General features: G+C 71.5%; 24 protein-coding genes and 1 pseudogene. 14 read left to right on the plus strand and 11 right to left on the minus strand.

The window, feature by feature from the left end; translation table 11 throughout:
- Nucleotides 1–6: 6 nt before the first annotated feature.
- The 3 genes from Q5530_RS12430 to Q5530_RS12440 are packed head-to-tail and all read left to right on the plus strand — an operon-like array spanning nt 7 to nt 2,332.
- Nucleotides 7–555 (plus strand): ImmA/IrrE family metallo-endopeptidase, encoded by a 549-nt coding sequence (locus Q5530_RS12430; protein ID WP_415362331.1) that lies wholly within the window; start codon nt 7–9, stop codon nt 553–555.
- A gap of 3 nt (nt 556–558) precedes the next feature.
- The gene (locus tag Q5530_RS12435) at nt 559–1,707 is read left to right on the plus strand and encodes an MAB_1171c family putative transporter (RefSeq protein WP_415362332.1); all 1,149 of its coding nucleotides are present in this window, start codon (nt 559–561) and stop codon (nt 1,705–1,707) included.
- On the plus strand, nt 1,691–2,332 hold the full coding sequence (locus Q5530_RS12440) for a hypothetical protein (protein WP_415362333.1): 642 nt from the start codon (nt 1,691–1,693) through the stop codon (nt 2,330–2,332). Before Q5530_RS12435 ends, Q5530_RS12440 begins: the two co-directional genes overlap by 17 nt.
- A 16-nt stretch (nt 2,333–2,348) precedes the next feature.
- Here the strand turns inward: Q5530_RS12440 and Q5530_RS12445 are convergent, their stop codons facing one another.
- Both Q5530_RS12445 and Q5530_RS12450 read right to left on the minus strand, forming a co-directional pair.
- The gene (locus tag Q5530_RS12445) at nt 2,349–3,566 is read right to left on the minus strand and encodes a helix-turn-helix transcriptional regulator (protein ID WP_415362334.1); all 1,218 of its coding nucleotides are present in this window, start codon (nt 3,564–3,566) and stop codon (nt 2,349–2,351) included.
- Nucleotides 3,567–3,588: 22 nt separating this feature from the next.
- Nucleotides 3,589–4,089, minus strand: coding sequence for an NUDIX domain-containing protein (locus Q5530_RS12450; RefSeq protein ID WP_415362335.1), 501 nt, complete (start codon nt 4,087–4,089; stop codon nt 3,589–3,591).
- A gap of 203 nt (nt 4,090–4,292) precedes the next feature.
- Between Q5530_RS12450 and Q5530_RS12455 the strand changes: the two genes are divergently transcribed.
- Both Q5530_RS12455 and Q5530_RS12460 read left to right on the plus strand, forming a co-directional pair.
- Nucleotides 4,293–4,607, plus strand: a complete 315-nt coding sequence (locus tag Q5530_RS12455; RefSeq protein WP_415362336.1) for a helix-turn-helix domain-containing protein — start codon at nt 4,293–4,295, stop codon at nt 4,605–4,607.
- Nucleotides 4,579–5,322 (plus strand): hypothetical protein, encoded by a 744-nt coding sequence (locus Q5530_RS12460; RefSeq protein WP_415362337.1) that lies wholly within the window; start codon nt 4,579–4,581, stop codon nt 5,320–5,322. Before Q5530_RS12455 ends, Q5530_RS12460 begins: the two co-directional genes overlap by 29 nt.
- Nucleotides 5,323–5,499: 177 nt before the next feature.
- Here Q5530_RS12460 and Q5530_RS12465 read toward each other — a convergent pair.
- Nucleotides 5,500–6,045 (minus strand): annotated as a pseudogene (locus Q5530_RS12465) (oxidoreductase); the annotation flags it as partial.
- A gap of 108 nt (nt 6,046–6,153) precedes the next feature.
- On the opposite strand from Q5530_RS12465, the gene Q5530_RS12470 reads away from it, so the two are divergent.
- Complete coding sequence (locus tag Q5530_RS12470) at nt 6,154–6,819, plus strand: TetR/AcrR family transcriptional regulator (protein WP_415362338.1); 666 nt, start codon at nt 6,154–6,156, stop codon at nt 6,817–6,819.
- 133 nt (nt 6,820–6,952) lie between these two features.
- Here Q5530_RS12470 and Q5530_RS12475 read toward each other — a convergent pair whose 3' ends face one another.
- Both Q5530_RS12475 and Q5530_RS12480 read right to left on the minus strand, forming a co-directional pair.
- Nucleotides 6,953–7,420 carry a hypothetical protein gene (locus Q5530_RS12475; protein WP_415362339.1) on the minus strand — a complete coding sequence of 156 codons (468 nt, stop codon included), beginning with the start codon at nt 7,418–7,420 and terminating at the stop codon, nt 6,953–6,955.
- Nucleotides 7,420–9,216 carry a molybdopterin oxidoreductase family protein gene (locus Q5530_RS12480; RefSeq protein ID WP_415362340.1) on the minus strand — a complete coding sequence of 599 codons (1,797 nt, stop codon included), beginning with the start codon at nt 9,214–9,216 and terminating at the stop codon, nt 7,420–7,422. The genes Q5530_RS12475 and Q5530_RS12480 overlap by 1 nt, the downstream gene beginning before the upstream one ends.
- Before the next feature lie 237 nt (nt 9,217–9,453).
- Between Q5530_RS12480 and Q5530_RS12485 the strand changes: the two genes are divergently transcribed.
- The 4 genes from Q5530_RS12485 (at nt 9,454) to Q5530_RS12500 (ending at nt 13,279) form a co-directional block, all read left to right on the plus strand.
- Nucleotides 9,454–10,053 carry an iron transporter gene (locus tag Q5530_RS12485; protein ID WP_415362341.1) on the plus strand — a complete coding sequence of 200 codons (600 nt, stop codon included), beginning with the start codon at nt 9,454–9,456 and terminating at the stop codon, nt 10,051–10,053.
- A 509-nt stretch (nt 10,054–10,562) separates the two neighbouring features.
- On the plus strand, nt 10,563–11,339 hold the full coding sequence (locus Q5530_RS12490) for a hypothetical protein (protein WP_415362342.1): 777 nt from the start codon (nt 10,563–10,565) through the stop codon (nt 11,337–11,339).
- 818 nt (nt 11,340–12,157) lie between these two features.
- Entirely contained in the window at nt 12,158–12,274 is a 117-nt protein-coding gene (locus Q5530_RS12495) for an SDR family oxidoreductase (protein WP_415362343.1), read from the plus strand.
- Between the two features lie 456 nt (nt 12,275–12,730).
- Nucleotides 12,731–13,279: a hypothetical protein gene (locus Q5530_RS12500; RefSeq protein WP_415362344.1), complete on the plus strand. Its 549-nt coding sequence runs from the start codon at nt 12,731–12,733 to the stop codon at nt 13,277–13,279.
- A gap of 322 nt (nt 13,280–13,601) precedes the next feature.
- Here Q5530_RS12500 and Q5530_RS12505 read toward each other — a convergent pair whose 3' ends face one another.
- From Q5530_RS12505 to Q5530_RS12515, 3 genes are all read right to left on the minus strand, one after another.
- Nucleotides 13,602–14,600: an ATP-grasp domain-containing protein gene (locus Q5530_RS12505; RefSeq protein WP_415362345.1), complete on the minus strand. Its 999-nt coding sequence runs from the start codon at nt 14,598–14,600 to the stop codon at nt 13,602–13,604.
- Between the two features lie 71 nt (nt 14,601–14,671).
- Nucleotides 14,672–14,905 (minus strand): hypothetical protein, encoded by a 234-nt coding sequence (locus Q5530_RS12510; protein WP_415362346.1) that lies wholly within the window; start codon nt 14,903–14,905, stop codon nt 14,672–14,674.
- Nucleotides 14,902–15,237: a hypothetical protein gene (locus Q5530_RS12515; protein WP_415362347.1), complete on the minus strand. Its 336-nt coding sequence runs from the start codon at nt 15,235–15,237 to the stop codon at nt 14,902–14,904. Before Q5530_RS12515 ends, Q5530_RS12510 begins: the two co-directional genes overlap by 4 nt.
- Before the next feature lie 318 nt (nt 15,238–15,555).
- Between Q5530_RS12515 and Q5530_RS12520 the strand changes: the two genes are divergently transcribed.
- The 3 genes from Q5530_RS12520 to Q5530_RS12530 all read left to right on the plus strand — a co-directional run bounded on the left by Q5530_RS12520 (nt 15,556) and on the right by Q5530_RS12530 (nt 19,140).
- The gene (locus Q5530_RS12520) at nt 15,556–17,256 is read left to right on the plus strand and encodes an ROK family protein (protein ID WP_415362348.1); all 1,701 of its coding nucleotides are present in this window, start codon (nt 15,556–15,558) and stop codon (nt 17,254–17,256) included.
- A gap of 418 nt (nt 17,257–17,674) precedes the next feature.
- Entirely contained in the window at nt 17,675–18,274 is a 600-nt protein-coding gene (locus tag Q5530_RS12525) for a TetR/AcrR family transcriptional regulator (protein WP_415362349.1), read from the plus strand.
- Nucleotides 18,271–19,140: an SDR family NAD(P)-dependent oxidoreductase gene (locus Q5530_RS12530; RefSeq protein ID WP_415362350.1), complete on the plus strand. Its 870-nt coding sequence runs from the start codon at nt 18,271–18,273 to the stop codon at nt 19,138–19,140. Before Q5530_RS12525 ends, Q5530_RS12530 begins: the two co-directional genes overlap by 4 nt.
- Nucleotides 19,141–19,176: 36 nt before the next feature.
- Here Q5530_RS12530 and Q5530_RS12535 read toward each other — a convergent pair whose 3' ends face one another.
- From Q5530_RS12535 to Q5530_RS12545, 3 genes are all read right to left on the minus strand, one after another.
- On the minus strand, nt 19,177–19,308 hold the full coding sequence (locus Q5530_RS12535; RefSeq protein WP_415362351.1) for a hypothetical protein: 132 nt from the start codon (nt 19,306–19,308) through the stop codon (nt 19,177–19,179).
- A 138-nt stretch (nt 19,309–19,446) separates the two neighbouring features.
- The gene (locus Q5530_RS12540; RefSeq protein ID WP_415362352.1) at nt 19,447–19,584 is read right to left on the minus strand and encodes a hypothetical protein; all 138 of its coding nucleotides are present in this window, start codon (nt 19,582–19,584) and stop codon (nt 19,447–19,449) included.
- A 114-nt stretch (nt 19,585–19,698) separates the two neighbouring features.
- Nucleotides 19,699–20,775, minus strand: a complete 1,077-nt coding sequence (locus Q5530_RS12545) for a LacI family DNA-binding transcriptional regulator (protein ID WP_415362353.1) — start codon at nt 20,773–20,775, stop codon at nt 19,699–19,701.
- Nucleotides 20,776–21,156: 381 nt separating this feature from the next.
- Between Q5530_RS12545 and Q5530_RS12550 the strand changes: the two genes are divergently transcribed.
- Entirely contained in the window at nt 21,157–22,470 is a 1,314-nt protein-coding gene (locus Q5530_RS12550) for an ABC transporter substrate-binding protein (protein WP_415362354.1), read from the plus strand.
- Nucleotides 22,471–22,484 lie beyond the last annotated feature (14 nt).

Genomic DNA, 22,484 nt, shown 5'->3' on the forward strand with positions numbered 1-22,484 from the left:
CGCCGGTTGACGCGGTTGTGGCAGGCCCTGGTCCCCCGGGCGCGCGACCGCGACCCGCACAGGCCCGTGCTCGACAACCGGGAGATCGTGCGCCTCGCGCGCAGCCTGCCCATCACCGACCCCTTCGACCTGGACGCCCTGCTGGGCGAGGTCTCCCGGATGGTCGGGACACCGATCGCGCTCGCGCCGTACCCCGCGCACACCGTCGAGGACGCCCGCCGTCTCGGTGAGGCGTTGCCCGCGGCGCTGTGCATCGTGGCGGGCACCCGCGCGCACGTCCTCTACCGGACGGACACGACGCCGAGCCACCAGCGGCACTCCATCCTCCACGAGGTCGGGCACCTGCTGTGCCGCCACGGCACGCCGAGCGCCGACACCGATGTCCGGACCCTGCTCCGCAGCACCTACGACGACGCGCAGGAACAGGCGGCTGAGGCGTTCGCCTACGAGTTCGAACGCCGACTCGGCCCCGTGCGCGTGCTGTCCAGCGACCACCCGACCGACGAGAAGTTGACCGACACCATCGAGCGCGCGGGCTCGATCCTCGAAGGGTGAACCGTGCTGAGCTTCTTCCTGCCCGTCCTGGTGGTGGTCACGGCCGCGTTCTGGTTCTGGATGTCGTCCTACCGGCACACCCGCAAGCCCGGGGTACGCGCCATGTGCGTGGCGCTCCTGCTGCTCGACCTCGGCGTGCTCATGGGCGCGATCAGCTTCGCCGGGCGTTCGTTCGACCTCGCGACCGAAGCGCTGCCGCTCCAGTTCATGCAGCACGTGTGCATCCTGACCGCCGCGTTCTACCTCCAGATGTTCTGCCTGCACCTCACCAGCGACACCACCCGCGTGGTCAGGCAGGCCCGACTTCGCCGGTTCGTCCTGGTAGCGGCGCTGCTCGGGCTGACCGCCTTCTACTTCCTCGGTCCGTGGCAGCACGGGATCACCGAGGTCCACTCCGCATACGGCGATCGGCCCTGGGTGACCCAGTACCTCGCCGTGTACTCGGCCTACTTCGGCTGGGTGCTGCTCGACGTCCTGCTGATGTCCCGGCTGGCCCGCCACATCAGCCGGCCGAACCTGCGGCTCGGGTTGCGGCTGCTCGGCGCGGGCAGCGTCACCGGCCTCCTCTACGTCGCCTGGCGGTTCGGCTTCAGCGTCGCCGCCGCGCTCGGCGTCCCGGTCCCACCCGACTCCAGCGAGTGGAGCGGCTCCAACCCGTGGATGTTCCTGGCCGTCATGCTGCTGATGGCGGGCGTCCTCGTGCCCCCGATCGGCGTCCGCTTGGAAGCCCGCAGGACCCATGCCGCCCTGCACCCGCTCTGGTCCGCGTTGACCACCATGGCCCCGGAACTCGTCTACGGCCGTCGCAGCCGTGGTGACCGCCTCCGCATCCGCGTCACCGAGATCCGGGACGTCCTGATCGGGCCGCTGCACGCCTACCTCGATCCCGAGGTCACCGCCGAGGTGCGCGGACGAGCCGACGACCTCGGGATGCCCGAGCACGAAGCGCGCGCGACGGCCGAAGCCGCGACCATCGCCGTCGCGCTCGAAGCCAAGCGCCGGAACCTGCCACCGCTGACCACCGCGCCCGTCGTCATCGGCGAGACCGACGATGCCGCCCAGCTCGTCCGCATCGCGGACGCCTTCACCGGCTCAGACCTCGTCACAGCCGCCGTCAAGGAGTTCCAGGACCACCATGACCACGTCCACTGACACCAGGACCGTTCACCGGCGGATCGCCAGGCTGGCCACCGAAGTGCTCGCCCCCTGGGTCTGGGTGCTCGTCCTGCCCCTGGCGATCGGGTGGCACGCCACCGGCGACCCCGGCGCCGCCCTGCTCTGGGGGTTGATCGTCGGGATCACCGGTTCGATCATCCCGATGGCGATCATCATCCGGGGCGCCCGACGCGGGCGGTGGGACAGCCGCCACGTGATCAACCGCGAAGGCCGGGTGGTGCCGTTCATCGCCTGCACCACCTCCCTCGGCGTCGGCATCGCGGTGCTCGTGCTCGGCGATGCACCCCGGCAGATGATCGCGCTCGCACTCGCGATGTTCGCGACCCTGCTCGTCAGCATCGCCATCACCTTCGCGCTTCCCGTTCGCGGTGCCCGGGGGTGGAAGATCTCGATGCACGCGGCCGTCGCCGCTGGTTCGGCGGTGATCCTCACCGTCGCCTACGGGCCTTGGCTCGCGCTCGTCGGCCTTGCGGTAGTGCTGGTCGCGTGGTCGCGGGTCGAGTTGGGGGATCACACGACGCCACAGGTCACAGCCGGTACGGTCGTCGGCTTGATCGTGGGTGGTCTGCCGTACTGGTGGCTCGCGACCAGCTTCGTGTAATCGGCCGCACCGGACGTCACACGCGCTCGATCACCCCGTAGTGGGCGACGAGTGCGGCGAAGTCCTTGCCCCGTCGTCTGGGTGCGCGATCGACCAGGGTCCGCATGGTCTTCACCGCCAACGGCTGGCGGCGGACCCAGTCAGGGGCCAGTTGACGGCCTTCAGCGAGGTAGGCGAGCGCCAACCGGTCCTGACGCAGTTGGGATGCCGCGTGGGCCAGGTGCAGCCGGTGACCGGCCTCCCAGAATGCGGGCACCGCACCGTGGGCCTGGGGCACCCACTTGGCGAGCCGCAGCGCCGTCTCGGGATCTCCCAGGCGCATGGTGTGGTCGATGAGCTGGAACGCGGCGACGCGCGGCCCGAAGATCGCCGCTTCGCTCGCGCTGTCGCGCCCTGCCCGGACGGCGGCCGACTGCGCTATCGCCAAGAGGTCGTCCGCACGCCCCTCGCTGCCGGACCGCAGGGCCGCGCTGGCCGCGTTGAAGATCAGGTTGCCGAACACCCCGGCGCGGTCCGGGTCGCGGTCGAGCATCCGCGGTTCCACCTGCTCGGCTGCCCGGACGGCAACCCGCTCGGCGTCCTCGGTGCGCTGTTGCCTGACCAGCGTCCACACGAGGTAGCGGAGCGAGATCGCGGTCTCCAGTTCGACGTTGTCGGACTTGCCCGCGGCGGCCAAGGCGCGTTCGGCGGATGTCCAGGCGAGGTCGTCCAGTTCGAACCGGCCGACGAGACCGGCGCCCAGGCGATAGGCCGTCGACAGGATGCGGTGCGCGACCGCGTTGTCGTCACCGGCTGTGCTGTGCACGAGTCGGCGTGCGTCCACGAGCAGCGCCGGGAGCAGGTGCAACAACGTCGTGTGGCGGCCGTCCACATAGGCGCGCCAAGCTTCGTGGGCCGTCAGTGCCAACGTGGTGGGCGCTTCCACCTCGGCGGGCTCCGCGAAGTCGGACAGGCCGGGGATCGCCGAGGTGGCGGTGATCGCCTGACGTAGCGCACCGATACCTCGGGCGTCCTGCTTCTCGTCGCCGGAAGCGACGCCCAGCAGGGCCTCGACGGACACCCCGAGCGCTTTCGCCAACTTGGTCATGGTGGACGGGCGCGTCATGCGGGTCTCAGCGCGTTCGATGCGTCCCACCGTGTCGACGCCGACATCGGCAGCCGCAGCGAGTTCCTCCTGGGAGAGGTCGCGCGCCTTCCTCAACCTGGGCAGGTTCTCCGAGAGCGCGTTGTGCACGGTTGCCTCCGGCTGCGGCTGGTCAGCGATGCTCTTGCACGGTGACGCGGTAGCCCGACTCGCACAGAGCCGGCGCGCCCGTCACGACAACGTCGAGAGCCACCTCGATCCGGCGCGCCAGGATCGGCTTCACCAGATCACGGGCGGCGTCCAGGGTGTGGAGGCCGACCGAGCGGATCTCGGGATCGGTGGGTTCGATCCGCACCACCTCTTCCTCGGTGATCACTCCGCCGTCGAAGATGAACGCCAGCCCTTCGGGCATCGGCCCGTCGGTGGGGACGTAGTCGATCAGCAGGAGCCGGCCGAGCGGACGGTCGATGTGGATCTCTTCCAGCACCTCGCGCACGGCTGTTCGCCAGGGTGTCTCGTCCGCGTCGACGGAGCCGCCGGGGATTTCCCAGGCCCGCTTGTACGTGGTCTCGACCAGGAGCACCCGGTCCTCCGCGTCCCTGAAGAGAACACCCGCGGACGTGCGCTTCCGGTTCAGCGAGGCGGCGTACTCCTCGAACGGTAGAAGGTCCACGGCACAGGAGGCTACCGGGTGCGCGAGAACCGCCGGTTCTCCGCATTTAATGCCGGATACGACGTGGACCACTGGCCATGTTCCGCCGTGGAAGCTGTGTTTTCCCAGCTCATCTACCTGAACACTGATCACTGCGAGCGCGTGGCACCGCGAAGTGGCCGAGCACCACCGCGCTTTGCCGACCTGTCGACGGGAGGAGTGCCATGGAGCCCTCGGTCTATCGCATTCGGCTTCGTCGGGACGAACTCGACCGGGCCTGCGAAGCCGCCGGTCTGAACTCCGCCTACGCCCTGGCCCGGGTGATCGGGATGAACCGCTCCACCGTCACGCGGATCCTCGCGGGTGACCTCCAGCCGGGTGCGGCGTTCATCGCCGGGGTGGTCGCGGTGTTCGCCCGGTTCGACCGCTACTTCGAGGTGGTGCGGGGAGAAACCGAGGTGGTGGTGCCCGGCATCGACAGCGGCAGAACGCCGCAAGGGGACGTTGAGGATGTCGGTCGCGCTCGACGAGCCGCCTGATCTGTTCCGTCTTGTCCGCTACCTGAAGAAGCACACATCGACGGAGGCGACAGCACTGATGTCATCAGCACTGACAACGCACATTCCGGACCACTTCGGCAGCGCGGGAACGGCCAGGTCCCGCCTCGTTGTCCCCTACATCGCCATGTGGAGCGGGGAAACGACGGAGGACCCGCGACTCGTGGTACTCCCGGGCGGGGCAGGCATCGCCTACGCGGACGAGATCCTCGGCGACCGCGACAGCAGGGGCGTCCTGTGGGACCGCGCCACGGTCAACCCCGGCCAGGGCACGCCCCGGTTCGCCCAGATCCACGTCCACCGGCAACGTCGAGCCATGCGCAAACTGCTGTGCCAGGTCTGCGCCGGACCGGCCGACCGCAACGACGACGGCACACTCTGGCTCATCCCCGACCGCACCCGGGAGTGGTCCGGCTGGCCCGAGGGGATGGTCGTCGCCGAGCCCCCGGTCTGCCTGCCCTGCGCGCACCTGGCGACTCGCGTCTGCCCCGCGCTGCGCAAGGAAGGGCACTTCGTCATCCGCGCACGCGAACACCCGATCCACGGCGTCGACGGGGTCCACTACCGCGCAGGACCGCACTTCCCCGTGCCCGTCGACCACGAACCGGTCACCTTCGACGACCCTGCGATCCGCTGGGTCCTGGCGTCGAAACTGGTGCGAACGCTCCACGACTGCACGGTTGTCACGAACTTCTGACGAGGATCAGCAACGAGGAGTCAGCCAGCGGTTAACGGCGGCACCGCGCCCGGACGCGTCCTCTACGCGGAACCAGCCCCCCGGACGGGCCTTACTGGCGGTCAGAGCCACCAGGGCCAACGATGAGGCAGGGCTTGACCTGCTGAAACAGGCAGCACAACTATGGGCAGTGAGTCAGAAGTTGACATTGGCCAGCTTGGACTGCCCGTAGGCGGCAGCCCGGTTGTAGGACCGTTCCCACTGGAGGTCGTCGAAGTGGATCGCGGCCCGGATGCGGTGGCCGGTGCTGCTGACCGTCACCACGCGCGAGCCGGGCACCGGCAGCATCAGGTCCAGCAGCAGCCCGGTGAGCGCGAAGTGGCCGAGGTGGTTGGTGCCGAACTGCATCTCGAAGCCGTCCCGGGTGGTCTGCTTCGGGGTGTACATCACGCCGGCGTTGTTGATCAGCAGGTCGACCCGGTGGAGCCGGGACCGCAGCGCAGCAGCCGCGGTCCGGACGGAGTCGAGCGAGGTCAGGTCCAGCGCCTGCACGGTCACGTCACCGGTCAGGCGGGCCGCGGCCCGCCTGCCCTTCTCGACGTCGCGCACGGCGAGCACCACGGACGCCCCGTGCTCGGCGAGCGCCTTGGCGGTCTCGTACCCCAGCCCGGTGTTGGCCCCCGTCACCACGGCCACCCGCCCGCGCTGGTCCGGGATGTCCGCCGTCGTCCACTTCTCGCCCATGTCAGGCTCCCCACCACTAAAGTACCGAAGGTATCTTGTAGTGACGACCATAAGGTACCTGCGGTACGTTGTCAACGTACCGCAGGTACTCAAGTTAGGCTGGCGATCGTGACTTTCCAGCGGGCGCGCACCGAGGAGCAGCGGGAGATCCGCCGACGGGCGATCCTCGACACGGCGTCGGCGATGCTCGACGAGATGCCCGTGGCCGCGGTCACCTTGAACGAGCTCAGCCGCCGGGTGGGCCTGGCCAAGCCGAACGTGCTGCGCTACTTCGAGTCCCGCGAGGCGGTGCTGCTGGAACTGCTGGACCACTTCCTCCGGGAGTGGCTGACGGAACTGGCGGGCGAGCTGGCCGCCGGCGTCGACCGGGAACTGCCCATGGGCGAGCGGGCGACAGCGGTGGCCGAGGTCCTCAGCCGCTCGCTCTCCGGCCGAGTGGTGCTGTGCGAGCTCTTCGGCGCACAGGGCAGCGTCCTGGAGCACAACGTCTCCGTCGAGGTCGTGGCGCGCTACAAGCGCGCCTCCCTGGAACGCCTGACGACCATGACCGCCCTGCTCCGGGAGTACCTGCCGGAACTGGGCGAGAACGCGACGCTGTTCAGCCTGCAAACCATGGTCATGGCCGGCGCGCTGTCGGCGTACGGCACACCCCCGCCCAGCTTGCAGGCGGCCTACCGGGCCGAGCCCGACCTGGCCCGCTTCCACCTGGAGCTGGGGGACTACCTGAAGCTGGCCCTGACCGCGACCCTCCTGGGCGTGCTACCCCGCCGCTGACCCGTGTCGCACCGAGCCACCTCCACCGTGGTGGTGCAGGTCATGGCGCCGCCCGGCCGATCCGATCCGCGCGGAGCCGGACCAACGGCCCGATGAACGGCCGGTGCCGCACCTCGGGACGTTGACCCTGTGGTCACGTCGCGACGATGAGCGCCTGCGGTGCGGCCGCCTTCATCCGGGTGTCGAGCCAGGCCAGTTGGCGTGAGATCCCGCCGCCGGCGTCCCGCGCGATCCGCAGGAGCCCGACGTCGCGCAGTCCCTGCGCGGCCCGGGTGATGACGGTCCAGGCGGTGAGGACCAGGGCGCCCAGGACGTGGAGGTCCTGGAGGTCGCGCAGGAGCCCCACCGGGCCGGAGCGGACCTCGGCCAGGCCGGCGGCGTGCAGGCGCTCGGGTTCCTCGACGTCGCCGTGGCCCTGGTCGCCGCAGCGCCGCACGACCGGGCCGAGCCGCGTGACGTGGTCGCCGCTGAAGGCGGCCGGGGTTCGGCAGGTGAACAGCACGTCGGGGTGCCTGGCGTGGCCCTCGCCGACGACGCGGAAGGAGTCGGCGAGGGCCTGCTCGGACCGGTGGGCCAGGCCGAGGTAGGTGTTCAGGTGCATCACCGGCCCCCGGCGGCGGCGTCGGCCGGTGCGGAACCGGAGGTGCCCGCCGCCGGGTCGTTCGGGTAGTGCGGCGTGTCGACGCGCCGGGTGGTCGTGGGCGCCCCGCCCGCGGTGGGTGGGACCCCGTCGCCGGCGGGTGCGGACGCGGCGGTGGTGGGCGCCGGTGCGGGGCCGTCGCCGTCGCGGACCTTGACCACGCGGCAGGCGGCGGTCTTGGAGCAGGGCTGCTTGGACACCGGGTCCCAGACGGTCATGGTCAGCTCGTTGGCCTGACCGGAGTGGCGGTGGGGGTCGGCGTCCTCGAGGTCCCAGGAGCCGTAGTGGAACGGGGCGAACACCGCTCCCGCCACGACCTGCCCGACGCGGGCCTTGACCTGGATCGCGCCGCGGGGCGACTCGACCCGGACCACGTCGCCCTCGCCGGTGCCGAGGTCGGTCACGTCGGCGACCGACAGCTCCACCCAGGCGTCGGGCGCGGCGTCGCGCGGCGAGCGGGAGCGGCCGGTCTTGGTGCGGGTGTGGAACCGGTAGGCGGTGCGGCCGGTGGTGCAGAGCAGCGGGTAGTCCTCACTCGGCTCCTCGTGCGCCGGTGTGTGGTGCGCGCCCTTGAGGAACGCCCGCCCGCCGGGTCGCAGGGCCCGGTGCTCCTGCCCGGTGACCGCCGCGCCGGTGAGCAGGTCGTGGCCGTAGGTCTCGCACTCGTCGGTGGCGGTGGGGAACACCGCGTCGGTGCAGAGCCGGTCGGTGCCGTCCGGGGCCTGGTCGTTGACGGGCCACGGGATGCCGGTCGGGCCGCGCAGCCTGGCGTAGGACAGACCGGTGTAGTCGACCGGTCGACTACGGGTGGCCTCGCGCCAGGCGTCGAAGACCTCCTCCGGGGTGCGCCAGGTGATCAGCGGGGCGCCGTCCCCGTCGCGGAAGTCCACCGCCGCGGCGTACATCAGGAAGATGTCCAGGTCGCTCCTGGCCTCGCCGGGCGGGTCGACGGCCTTCTCCGACAGGTGCACGGTGCGGTTGACGTTGGTGAACGTGCCGGTCTTCTCGCCCCACCCGGCGGCGGCGGGCAGCACGACGTCGGCCAGTCGGGCGGTCTCGGTGAGGAACAGGTCCTGCACGACGACGAAGCACCGGTCGCCGTCGAGGATGCGGCGGATGCGGGCGGCCCGGCGCAGGTCGTCGGCGTCGACGCCGCAGGTGCGGGCCACCTCCTGGGGGGTGCAGGGCTCCACCGTGGCGCGCAGGTCCTCCACGCCCGGGGTGTGGGCGTCCACCCACCGCTCGTCCACCCAGCCGTTGACGAACAGCTCGCGGGTCAGGCCGTTCATCAGCGCCAGGTTGGTGCCCACCCTGGGCGCGAGGTGCACTCCCCCCGTGCGTTCGGCCTCCAGCGCGACCGGGGTGCGGCGCGGGTCGACGCACACGATGGTCGGCGGGTCGGCGGGTCGGGTGCGGTCCAGGACGCGCATCCACAGCACGGTCCGGGTCTCGGCCGTGTTGTGGCCGTAGAGGAAGATCGCGTCGCAGTGCTCGATGTCGGTGCAGGAGCCGGGTTGCCCGTCGGCGCCGAGGGATTCCTTGAACGCCGCCGCGCTGGTCGCGGTGCACAGGCGCGTGTTGCCGTCCATGTGCGGCGTGCCCAGACCCGCCTTGCCGATGACGCCGAGGGCGTAGTACTCCTCGATGAACATCTGGCCGGTGGTGTGGAAGCCGTGGGTCAGCGGCCCCTTGTCGGCCGGCAGCCGCTTCGAGACCTCCACGACCCGGCCCATCGCGGTGCCCCAGTCGGTCTCCACCAGGCGGCCGGCTGCGACGGACGCGTGACGCCCTCGCTCACGGGGGTGAGGTGCGATCGCACGGCGCGTGGAACCCGCCCGAACGGGTAGGCCACCGGGGGCCAACGCCGCCTTGGCCGTCGCGGTGGCCGGCAGCGGGTTCCTCACGACGGAGCCGACCACAACGCCCCGAGCCCGGCTGGACGACTCTTTCGAGACCCCGGCACCTCGACGACGCACGACGCGAAGGAGAGCAGGATGAGCACACCCGGCAGCACCCCGCCGATGGGCGCGAGCAACGAGGCCGACCCCGGCCAGCTCGACGTGGCCCGCGCCGAGGGCGCCGCCTACCGCAAGGCCCTCGAAGCGATGCGCGAGGAGTCCGGCGCGGTGATCAAGCAGGCGGGCGAGTTCCTGGTGGCGCTGGTGCAGGAGGACGCCGAGGGCATGTACGCCCTCCAGGACGGGCACCTGGTCTGGCACGAGGCGCCCGAGGACGCCAACGGCCACCTGGAGATCGCCGTCGCCGACGCCTCCGACGGCCGCTTCGTGCCCGGCCTGGACGTGACCGTCACCGTCACCGTCACCTCACGCGGGGAGAAGGTGCTCGACACGACGCTGCCCTTCCTGTGGCACCCGTTCCTGTACCACTACGGCACCAACTTCACCATGCCCGGGGCGGGCGACTACGACGTCCAGGTCCACATCGACCCGCCGCAGTTCATGCGCCACGACCCGGTCAACGGCAAGCGCTACGAGCACCCGGTCGAGGTAGCCTTCCTGACCGTCCCCTTCAACCCCGGCCGCAAGCCCAGCCCCGACGCCCAGCCCCGCGCGCAGGGAACCCCCACCGGGTGAACCCGGTGTCGCCGGGGTCCGCGCCGGCGGTATTGGGCCTCGGTGCACGGCGGTGAGCAGGTCGCGGCACGCACGCTCCCACACCTGGCACTGCGGCGGACAGAACACCCGCGCTCGCCGTGTTCCCGTCGACGCGTTCGAGTCGGGCCTGCACCCAGCCGGCGCTACGGGGAGGGATGGGACAGGGATGCAGCCGAAAGACCGTCTGGTCCGTGTCAGCCGGATCCTGCGGTCCGGCACCCGTCCATCGGCAGACAGCGTGGCCGGCGGTGTCCCCAGGCGAGCAGGAGCGATGCGCACGACGTCCTGGTCCCCGCCAACGCAGCCTTGTGGTCCGCGCGTCGTCGGCGTCTCGTCTCCGGGAGAATCAGACGATCACCGATGTACGAGACTGAAACAAACCGAATGAAAACGCGCACCTCGGCTTGTGAAGTCCCTGGTCAAGAAGTGTGCTCCTCGCGCGAGCGGGGTGGTCCCGCCGTCACCAGCCCCGATGGTCAAGGATCATTGTGCTCCCCGCGCGAACACGAGGTCCACGCACGGCCGATCGCCCCACCAACCAATCCAGGAGCCCCGTTCTCATCGAACTGTGCCTGCTCCTGCGCGATTTCCTCGGCGATCCCGACCTCGACACCCGGATCGACGACCTGACCGACGACGACCTCTACCGGCACATCACCTTCGCGGCGTCCCTCCGGCACTCCCGCCCCGACTTCACCGCGCGGCACACGCCGGAACTCGACCACATCGCCACCGCCGTCCTGCGACGGCTGTCGACGGGGTCCCTCGGCAACACCTCGCTGCGGTCGCCCCAGTCGAGGTACGGGAGGGACGCGACACCGGGCACGGTCCAGGTGTCCGACGGACCCGCGAGCACCACGGCCCCCGACAAACCGGTCGGGGCGCTGTGGACCTCGTCCTTCCTGCCCGAGGGCGCCGGCATGTGGCAGTGGGGCGAATGGGCGGAGTTCGGCCACGGCAGGCAGTTGTTCACCGTCGTGTTCGACCCGACCGACCTCCGCGTGTCCACCATCGGCTCGCCCGCCGACTACGAACGGCTGGTGAACCGGTACCCGCGCTCATCGGACGGCCGGGCACGGGTATGCTGGACCCGCGCCGCCGAAGACCTCGACGCCGTGCACCTGACCGTGTCGGGTCTCCTCGTGGCGCAACACGTCCCGGTCGCGACACCGCACGGTATCGCCACCCTGACCGGTTGGGATGCCGAGTCCACCGCCTGGCTGCACCTGCCGGCCGACCTCCGGTTGACCGCCGCGACCACCTGACCGCATCCGGTGAAGCCGGCCGACACGCGGACCCGATGAGCACGGAGCCACCTGGCACACCGACCAGGTCGAACCGACCACCACCCCGGCGTCGGGTCCCGCCCGACGGGTACGAGCGCCCACCGCGACTCCCGCCCGGTGCGCCGCACGACGTCCTTGACGAAGTCGAGGGGCGGCCTGCCCGTTCTGGACAGCACCCCCTCGGAATTGGAGTTCCAGGCGAACAGGCCGTGCCCGGTGAGTTCGGCGATCGACACGTCGGCGAAGTGCCCGGACACGGACCGGCCGCAGCCCTTTTTCGGGTTGTTGCTCCTGGCGTGCCACGCGTCCCGGCCCAGTGTCACCCGCGAGTTGGGCGCCTCTTCGTGGAATCAGCTTCGCCGTGCCGTCGTTGGTGACGAGGATGTTGCCCGGCGTGACGTTCCGGTGCACCATTCGGGTCACCGCATCCCCGCAGGGTGGTGTCCGGGTGACCCACCTGAACGCAGCCCTCTCCCACAGGCGGCGGAGAACGGTCAGGGGTGGTCGACACCCTGCGACCGGTTTCACGGAAACCGGTTCGTCGGTGCGATCCGGGGACAAGCGGGTCGTGCGGTGCCGGTGGGTTCCGCGGTGACCGGTGCGGGGTGTGCCAGGTCGAGCAAGAGAACGTGGGTCTGCGTGCGGCTCGGTGTGTGTTGCAGGAGCAGGGTGGCCGTATCGCGGTAGTTCTCGACCAGGTCGGGGTGGTCGGGGAACAGGCTGCACGTTGGGGTCTGGACGTGGACTACGGGCGGGAAGGTCGTGGCTTTCATCAATGTGGAGGACGCCTGTTCCCAGTGCCCAGCCCGCCCCAGGAGGTCGCCGACCTGGTGGCGTTCCTGGTCTCGGACCGGGCCTCGGCCATCACCGGTGCCGAGCATCGCATCGACGGCAGCACCGTCCGCACCGCCTGAACCACCCGCACCACCGAAGCCGTGACCGTCACCGCCACGATCAGCACCGCGCGGGGCGGCAACCCCACCGGGCAGCAACCGGGTCGCCGGGCGGTCGGCAACCGCGACACCCCCAGGTCCGGGGTGCGATCGACCGGTGGTCCGGCCGCCCCGGTGCAGAGGCGCTCCCCTGGCCTTCGCCAGAGCGGCACGGCCGCGGCGATCCTGGTCGTGACCGCGGTCGCGGGTTCCGACGACGGGGTGTCGTCGACGGCCGGTCGTGGAGGCACCTCGGCGGGCTTCGATCCGCAGGTTCGTTGTCGTATACCGGCCGGTAGCGGGTACACCGGCGGGGACACCGCAGACGCTGCCGCCGGGCCGCGACGACACAGCAGCGGTGCCCCGGCGGCGATCCGACAGGAGGCAGGGTGGTGGAGCAGTCCCCCCCGCACAGGAGGGCCTTTACCCGATCCAGGCGTGTACGGAGAAGCGGCGGTGCGGGAGTTCCTCGATCCGTGGCACCCGCGGGCCAGCGTCGAGGGCGGTCGCCCCGAACGCGTGTTCGTCGATCCCGAGCGCGTGTTGGACAACATCACCCTGGCCCTGCACCGGTTCGACGTCGACATCGACTCGCCACCGGCGTTCGACCCCGACACGGTGACGGTGAACGAGCTGTCGGTGATGCTGGAGGACCCGGATCGAGCGGCGGTGCTGGTGTCCCACCTGGTCAACGTCGCCGTGCAGCTCATGGCGGCCCGCTATCCCGAGGCGCTCGTCCGGTTCCCGCTGCCCGACACCTACGACCTGCGCGATGTCGACGGGTTGGCCATCGGCGACCGCGAGCACGACCTCGCCCGCACCATCCTCAACCAGCGCCTCGCCACCGATGCCGACCTGGGTCCCGACGACCTCGTCGAGCGGCTGCGACCACTGGGCCCCGGTGGGCAGGTCCACCTCCTGGTCGCCCTGTGCCGCATGTACCGCCACAAACTCCTGGCCCTCAAACACCACACCGGCACCTGCTGATCCGCCTGGGGCGACCTGCCTCCCCGCCGTTCCCACCCCGCTCGGCCAAGGCCCCACCACCCCGTCCCCGTCCCCGGCTCCGCCGGGGCCGGCGGGCAGCAGGCCCACGCCGCAGTCCGGCCGCTCCGCGAACGCGTCCGGCGCGGACCTCGACCTCTTCCGGGTCGCCGGCGGGCCGGTCGACCCGTGACGGGTCGCGCACCCCGAGGTCGGTGTCCGCGATCGCCGTGGATGAGCGGTAGGTGGAGTGCTCGTGGCACGGCACGAGTCCGCTGTGGTTCACCCGTGCCGGCCGTCGTGGACGGTCGTGGCAGTACCGGGTTCAGCCGATCGCCGAGACGACGACGTCCCCGGTGGCCCCGTACCGGCTCAGGTGGGCCTGGACCAGGGGAACGGCCATGGATTCCAGGCCGCCGGGGACGGCCAGGGTCGGGTGCACGTTGACCTCGAACACCACGCCGCCGTTCTCCACGGCCAGGTCGACCCCGCCGAAGACCAGGCCCAGCGACCGGGTCGCCGCGATCGCCAACGCCCGGTACCGCTCGGGCAGGGCCTCCACCGGCAGCACCCCGGACACCGCGCCCCGGGCCTCGTTGCACGGCGCGTCCGGATCGCCCTGGACGTGCTCGCACACCCGCAGCACCCGGTCCCCCAGCACGACGACGCGGAACTGGTGACGGCGCCCGTCCGGGCCGAAGTTGCCCGCGTCGCGGGAGAGCAACCAGTCCTGGCCCTTCCCCGCGTAGTGGGCCGCCGCCCGGTGCAGCTCCGGCTCACCGGTCACGTGGAACACGTCGGCACCGCCGGCGCCCACCGCCGGGCGGGCCCACGCGTCGCCGCCCAGTTCCCGCAACGCCGCCGACGCCGCACCGGCATCGGGCCGGTGCAGGGCGATGGTCGGCATGTGCGCCACACCCGCGCGGCGGAAGCACTGGACCGCGCGGCGCTTGTCCGTGGCGTCGCGCCACCCCCGCCGACCCGCACCCGGGCCGACAGGTCCGTCAGGTGGCAGGCGGTCCAGGAAACCGGCGAGTTCCCCGCGCCGATGCGGTCGGACCTCGTAGACCACCAGCACGTCCGGCACCGCGACGAACCCCTTCGCCGGCACCTCCAGCCGCAGCCCTTCCGGTACGAGGTCCGCCCGACCACCTCCACCGGCCATGAAGTGCCGGGCGTCCACGCGCACCGCCGGGCGCCCGGTCAACCGCTCGACCGCCTGCGCCAACGGCTCCGCGCTGCCCTCGTGCGAACCGTGGTCGGTCATCAGCACCACCACCGGGATACCGCCGGGGTCGTCCGGTGTGCGAGTGGGGTTGTCCACGACTGCGCCTCCGCACCCTGCTCCGACCGGGGAGGACCGGACCTCGGGGCCGGACCGGCCGCCACCTCACCCTATCGCCGACAGCGGTCGCGCGGGTTCCGGTGGGCGGTGAGGGTGTCGGGGGCGAGCGCGGTGGCGAGCGAGCCGTCGCGGGCGAGCGGGAGGGACCACCAGTCGCCGCCGACCGATCCGGACGGGTCCTCGCCCCACACGAGCAGTTCGGTGGCGATGACGCGGTGCCCGGCGAGGTGCGCGGGGGTGGTGTCCAGCGCGCACCGCCCGTGTCCACCGTGCCGGGCTGTCACCCGGTGACGGAGGAGCGGAACGTCTTGGTCACACCCCCGGTGGCCACGCAGGGCGAAATGGGCGAGGTGCCTCGCGGCACGCAGAAGGCCGACAACGCCTCCGGGCCGAGCACCACCAAGAACTCCGCGCCCTCGAGGCCGCGCAACGCCTCCGGTGCCGGGCCCAGCAGGATCGTGCCGGCGGCGAGTTGATGACCGCCCCTTGATCGCACGCCGCTCGAACCGGGGAGCTGCTGCTCGTGCGCGGTCCCCCACGGCCCACAACGGTCGGGCGGATCCCGCCACGCGACACCCGTGCGCAGCGTCCACGGGATCGCGGGATCACCGGACACCCTGATCAACGACCTGCAGGCCACCACCTGGAGGTCTCCGCGTCCTGGTGCTCGATGAGCGGTACCACAACCTCACTCCCGGAGGAGGATTCATGACGATGTGCGTCTTGATCCCCCTGGCTCGTGTCGGCGTGGTCCATCCGGTGAAGAGCGGTTGCCCCTGGCCTGCGATGATTTCTTTTGGTCTTCACTGAAACTTCCAAGAATCTTGATAAGCCTACCCGTGCTCGTCGGTTCCGGAGAAGGCATGTCGACGGACACGGGCGAAGCCCTGGTGGAGCCGGTGATCCACCGCTGGGCAGGAGGCCGCCGTCGGGGTTGGTCAACAGCGCCTGGCGCAACAGCGCGGTGGAGGGCAGTTCGTCGAACAGCGCGGAGATCGGGCACATCTCGATCGACGTCCACGGTGACGACTGCCCGTGCGGCAACGTCGGGTGCCTGGAGAACTACGCCGGCCCGTCGGCCCTCGTCCGGCAGGCGCCGGCGATGCCGGACCTCGCCCGGCGGCCGGCGCTCGACCCGGCGGCCGACGACTTCCTGACCGAGTTCGCGCGGATCGCCGCGGCCGCGAACGCCGGCGACCCCGAGGCCCGTGGACTCGTCGAGCGGTCGGCGCGCTACCTCGGTCACGCCGCGGTCACCGTGGCGGTCCTGTTCGACCTGGACGCGATCGTCCTGGCCGGGCAGGGCTTCGCGGTGGCGGGCTCGATCCACCAGGCGGTGCTCCAGCGGGAGCTGGACCGCCGGTTGTTCGCCCGCAAGGCGCACCCGGTCCGGGTGGTGCCCTCGGTCAACGGGTCGGACGCGGCTGCGGTCGGCGGGGCGGTCGACGTGGAAGACCAGGTCCGCTTCTTCGCGACCGGGCGGCGCTGCCGGCGCAGGAGGGTGTCCGGTGCCACCAACCGGTGCTCGCACAGCAGCCGTGGCAGGCGCCGCACCAACGCGGTGAGCGCTGACCGATCGGACCACCCCGGGCGCGGGCGGGGAGTGCGGTCGGACGTGTGCCCGCCGGAATGGGGGAACGCGCCCGGTGACCGCCTCCGGCGTCGCCACCGCCGGGCGGCGGGCGCCGGGTCGCTCCATGATGGACCTCCGATCGCTGGCGGAGGTGTGGGTGTGGCAACGGAGGAACAGGCCGACCGGCGGTCGGAGCGGGTCGCGGCACCGATCCGACCCCGGCGGTGGGCGGTGGTCGCGGTCGCGGCCTCCGGGGTGGCGGCGCTGGTCTACGTGCTCGCCGTGTGGACGGTGGGGGGCCAGGAGTTGGAGAACGCCGCGCTGCGCGGCGCGGACCAGGCCGACGCGGCCCAGGCCGGTGAGGCGTGGCGGGCGCTGGACGAGATCACCGTCTACTCGCTGGCGGCGGCCGTGGTGCTGATCGCGCTGGTCGGCGTGCTGCGGCGGCGGTGGGACCTCGCGGTCGCGGCGGTCGGCGTGGTCGTGCTCGGCCAGGTGGTCGTCCAGGGCCTCAAGCGGTTCGTGCTCGTCCGGCCCCCGTTGGTGGAGGTGGCGGGCGACTACACCCACAACAGCCTGCCCAGCGGGCACACCGCGATCGCCATGACCGTCCTGTTCGCCGCCGTGATCGTGGCGCCTCACCGCTGGCGCGGCGTGGTGGTGCTGCTCCTGCTGCCGTGGGCCGTGGGCATCGGCCAGTACACGCTCACCGCGAAGTGGCACCGGCTCAGCGACACCCTCGCCGCGGACGCGATCGCCCTGGCCCTGGCCGCGCTCGCGTCGTGGTGGCTGGCGCGGCGCGGGGGGCTGCACCGCTACGAGGGTCCTCGTCGGGTCGGCCGGGTTGTCATCGGGGCGTTCGCCGGTGTGTCGGCGGTGGTCGGACTGGCGCTGGGGGGCGTTCTGTGGGGCGTACCGCTCGCCCGGGTCGGCCTGGCCGGCGTGGTGCGGGACCACGACTACGAGTGGAACACCTACCTCGGCGCCGGGTCGTTCGCCTCGGCCGGATCGCTCATCGCGGCCCTGGTGTTCCTGATCTCCTGGCGACGGCTGGCGACCTGACGGCGCGCGGCGGGCGCCGCGGAGGTGACGGCCGCGCCGCGTTCCCGGACGACGGTCTCCACGTCGACCACGATCGGGTGGGACGGGCTGCCCCCACCGCGGCTTCCCCGACCACCAGCCGGCGATCGGGTCCACCGCGGGCGGACTCGTCCGGGAGCCGGTGCTCGGCACGGTCGTGCGCGTGGACCGCGGCGCGGTCGCCATCGAGCCCTCACTTGCCAAGGTGGACAGATTAGTCTCAATGTGTAAAGTTTGACCAAAGCCTCGTGAGGAGTGTGATGACGACGCAGACCGTGCGCAGGGCGCAGGGAGGTACGGGACCAGGACGCGGACGGCGCGTCGGCCGCGGGGAGACGAACGCGGACCTGACGGGCACGGACCACTCGCCCCCCGGGCGGCGGGAAGCGCAGGTGCCCGCGTGACGGGCCGGAGCGGGCGGGCGCTGTCGCGCAGTGAGGAGATCGCGGACGCCGCGATACCGGTCTTCCTGCGCTTCGGCCTGCGCAAGACCTCCATGGACGACCTCGCCAAGGCGGCCGGGCTCTCCCGTCAGGGCCTGTACCTGCACTTCAAGAACAAGCAGCAGCTCTTCCACGCCGGCCTTCAGCGCGTGGTCGCCCAGACCCAGGCCGCCGTCGCCCGGGAACTGGCCAGAGCGGACCTGCCGGCGCACGAGCGGCTGATGGGCGCCTTCACCGCGTTGCACGGACCCGCCGCCACGGCGACCGGCGACGCGGTGGACGAACTCCTCGCCGCAGCACGCACGTCGGGGAACTCGCTCCTGCACGACCTGGAGCGCTTCGTCGTCGAGGCGGTGTCCGACGTTCTCCGCGCCGAGGGGGCGCCGGAGCGCAACCCGGGCGCCTCCGCCGAGGACCTCGCCTTCCAGTTGCTCGCCGTCGCGGCCGGCGTCAAGCAACTCACCGTCCCGCCCAGCGACCGGGCCCGGCACATCCACCTCGCGATCGCCCTTGTCCTCGGCCCAGCCGACCGACCCCCACGACTGGACACACCATGACGTCGACTGAAACCCACAAGCTGGTCGTGGTCACCGGAGCCTCCACGGGCATGGGCGCGTCAGCCGCCCGCGAACTGGCCCGGCGGGGGTTCCACGTCCTGGCCGGCGTGCGACGCGACCGCGACGCCGACGCCGTCCGATCGACCGGCATCGAGCCGGTGATCCTCGACATCACCGAGTCCGAGCACGTGGAGGCACTCGCCGCGCGGATCGCCGACGACCCGCGCGCACTGCACGCACTCGTCAACAACGCCGGCATCCAGGTGAACGCCCCGGTCGAAGCCCTGCCGATGGCCGAGTGGCGGCGGGTGTTCGAAGTCAACCTGTTCGGCCACATCGCCGTCACCCAGGCGCTCCTGCCCGCACTGCTGCGCAGCGGGGGCCGTGTGGTCAACATCAGCTCGATCGGCGGCAAGTACGCCATGGCCACCTACGGCGCGTACGCCGGCGCGAAGTTCGCCCTGGAAGCAGTCAGCGACTCACTCCGCCGCGAGGTCGCACCGCTGGGCGTACAGGTCGTCGTGGTCGAGCCCGGCGGCGTCCGCACGCAGATCGCCGCCCGCGGGATCGCGACGGCCAACAACCTGGCGGCCAAGATGACACCCGAGCAGGAGGAGCGCTACGGCGGCCTGGTCCAGGCGAACAACGAGCTGATGGCCTCGGGCACCGCGTCGGGCCTGACCGCCGACGCCGCCGCCCGGGTCATCGCGAAGGCCGTGACGACCCGCAGACCGCGCACCCGCTACACCGCCGGCCGGGATGCCGCCCTGATCATGCGCCTGGGCCCGCTCCTGTCGGACCGCGCACTCGACCGCATCCTCGCCGCCAACCTGCGCCGCCTCTCACCGAAGGCAGCCACGGCATGACCGCTGCGCCGGCACGGCCGGGCTGAGCCCGGGCCGTCACACCACCTGCGTCGCGGCCACCGGGTTCGACCTCGCCGAAGTGGCCGTCTTCCGCGGCGGCCGGCTGCCGAGCACCGACATCCCGACCAGCCGGCCCGAGCCGACCCCGACCCCGACCCCGAACCTCACCGGACGTGTCCCCTTACCCGTCGGGGAGGACCACGTCGGGCCCCGGTCGCCGCGAACAGCCGTCGCACCGCGGAGGAGGGGGCGGACCTCACGGTCCGCACCCTCCTCGTCGTCATCGGCAGCGGTCGGTGACCGGGACTACTGCCCGTAGGACTTCGCGGTCCAGCCGAGCGAGCCGAGCGAGCCGCCCTTGATGGAGGGTGGCGCCGGCCGCGCCGAGGGCGAGTGCGGTGGCGCCGGACCGGCCACCTGACCGATGGGCTCGGCGGCGACCACGTGGCGCTGCGTGGCATCCCCCGCTGCGTGGCATCCCCGCTGTGTGGACGTCGCGGTGTTCCGCCCGTACGCGTGAGGAGTGGTGGACGGGTTCGCGCCGCGCGTGTCGAGCGCTCAGACCTGGTGCGCCGACCGTCCAGGACCCCCGGGTTCGACGTTCCGGTCGGGGTGGGGGGTGCGGCCCAGGGTGCTCTGCCGGGCGACCAGCTCGTGCGCGGCGCGCACCTCGATGCCGGGCAACGGCCCGGTGCTGCCGATGCGCGCGAGCAGCCGTTCCACCGCCGTGGTCGCTATGGTCACCTTGTCCGGCGAGATGGTGCTGATCGTCGGGTTGGAGTAACGGCCTTCCTCGATGTCGTCGTACCCGATGAGGGCGATGTCCTCGGGCACGCGCAGCCCGCGTTCCAGCACCTCGTGCAGCGCGCCGAGCGCGACCAGGTCGCTGTAGCAGAACACGGCGTCCGGCGGGTCGTCCCGGTCGAGCAGCAGGCGCATCGCGCCCGAGCCGTCGGCCCGGTTGAACCTCGGGGTGCGGACCACCAACGACTCGTCCACCGGCAACCCGGCCTCGGCGTGCGCCTGCCGGTAGCCGAGCGTGCGCAGCTGCGCCGCCTCGCCGGTCGGGTACGGCTGGTCCCCGATGGCCGCGATCCGGCGCCTGCCCAGCCCGATCAGGTGCGCGGTGGCCTCGCGGGAGGCCGCCACGTCGTCGATGCCGACGTGGTCGAACGTGCCGTTGGAGGACCGCTCGCCGAGGACGACCAGCGGCAGCGCGGGATCGCCGTCGTCCAGGTCCTCCTGCGCCAGCCCGAGCGGGCTGAAGATCATGCCGTCGAACAGCAGCGCCCGCGCGCCGCGCCGGATCAGCTCGCGCTCGTGCGCCGGGTCGCCGTCGGTCTGGTCGATCAGGACGTTGTAGCCGCGCTCGCGCGCCCTGGGGATGATGGCCTGCAGCAGCTCCGCGAAGTACGGGGTGTCCAGGTAGGGCACGACCACGGCGATCTGCCCGGAACGGCCGTTGGCCAGGTTGCGGGCCAGGACGTTGGGCCGGTAGCCCAGCTCCTGGATCGCCCGCTCCACCTTCTCGCGGGTCCGCTCGGTCACCCTGGCGTAGCCGTTGACCACGTTCGAGACCGTCCGCGCGGACACACCCGCGAGTTCGGCTACGTCACGGAGCGTGGCGTCGCGCATCGTTCTCCTCCGTCGGACCGGTGCGGCGGCCCTACCGCTACAGCGCTGCAAAGGAGTGTGCCCGGCGACCGCCACCCCGGCAAGCCCAGGCCGTCGGGTGATCGCAGCCCCCTCACATCTCGTTTGAATTAACTTCAGGTGAGGTCTTGCAGCGCGGCAAAAGGGCGTTCATAGTGCTTTGCAGCGCAGCAATACCGGTGCCACGGCGGCAACCACGGTCGGTTCGCCAACCTGCCGGCCGTGGCGCGACACCCGGACCACGACTTGCGAGGCACCGGATCGTGCCTCGCGGGGTCGACGCATACCCCTGTCCGTCTCGCTCACGCACCGTGATCGCGGTCGCGCGTGCCCTGACGCATGCCGCGACGGAAAGGCGCACTCATGCCCGGCACCACATGGTTGGCGAAACTCCGAGGGGGGCTCGCCGCCTGCGGCCTGCTCGCCGTGGCCGCGTGCGGCGGGGCCGGCGGTGACGACGGCGGACCCGTGACGGTGTCCGTCTGGGCCTGGTACCCGGAGTTCAAGGAGGTGGTCGAGGCGTTCAACGCCTCGCACACCGACATCAAGGTCGAGTGGACCAACGTCGGCACCGGCCCCGACCAGTACGCCAAGCTCAAGACGGCGTTCACCGCCGGCAAGGGCGCGCCGGACGTGGCGATGGTGGAGTTCCAGCAGATACCCACCTTCATCATCCTCGACGCCCTGGTGGACATGGGCGAGCACGGCGCCAACGAGGACAGGGACCTCTACGCCGAGTGGGCGTGGAAGCAGGCCACCGACGGGGAGAAGGTCTACGCGATCCCCGTCGACGGCGGTCCGATGGCGTTGATGTACCGCAAGGACCTCTTCGACCGGCACGGCATCGAGGTGCCGGCCACCTGGGCCGAGTACGGCGAGGCGGCCGCGAAGATCAAGGCGGCCGACCCGAACGCGTACGTCGCGAGCTTCGGCAGCGACGGCGGCTGGATCAACGGCCTGATGTGGCAGGCGGGCTGCCGGCCCTACGGCTACTCGCAGGCCACCGCCAAGGACCAGGTGAAGATCGACCTGACCGCGCCCGAGTGCAAGAAGGTCTTCGACTTCTACGGCGACCTGGTCGACCGGGGCCTCATGGCCAAGGACCCGTTCTTCACCGCCGACGCCACCGCCGCGCTGGACTCGGGCAAGTACTGGACCTGGGCCGCGGCCGGGTGGACACCCGGCTACGTCGCGGGCTCGTTGAAGAACACGGCGGGCAAGTGGGCGGTCGCGCCCATGCCGCAGTGGACCGCGGGTGCCGACGAGCAGGGCGACTGGGGTGGCTCCACGTTCACCGTGACCAAGCAGGCCGAGAACCCGGGGGCCGCGACCGTCGTGGCACGTGAGCTGTTCGGCAGGTCCAAGGCCGCCTGGGACGTCGGGTTGAACAAGGCGTTCCTCTACCCGCTGGTCAAGGACGTCGCGGCGGACCCGGCGTTCACCGGCAAGTCCTACGACTTCTTCAACGGCCAGAAGGTGAACGAGATCTTCGTGCCGGTGTCGAACAAGCTCGGCGAGTTCCAGTACACGCCGTTCCAGGACTTCGTGTTCGGCGAGCTGAACGACCGCAGCGCCGAGGCCATGTCCGGCAGCAGGCCGTGGAGCACGGTGTTGGAGGAGACGCAGGAGAACGTCGTCGCGTACGCCGAGCAGCAGGGCTTCAAGGTCAGCCAGTAGCGCTCCGGCGCCCG

The organism is Saccharothrix sp. BKS2, assembly GCF_047689505.1.
GTDB lineage: Bacteria > Actinomycetota > Actinomycetes > Mycobacteriales > Pseudonocardiaceae > Actinosynnema > Actinosynnema lopnurensis.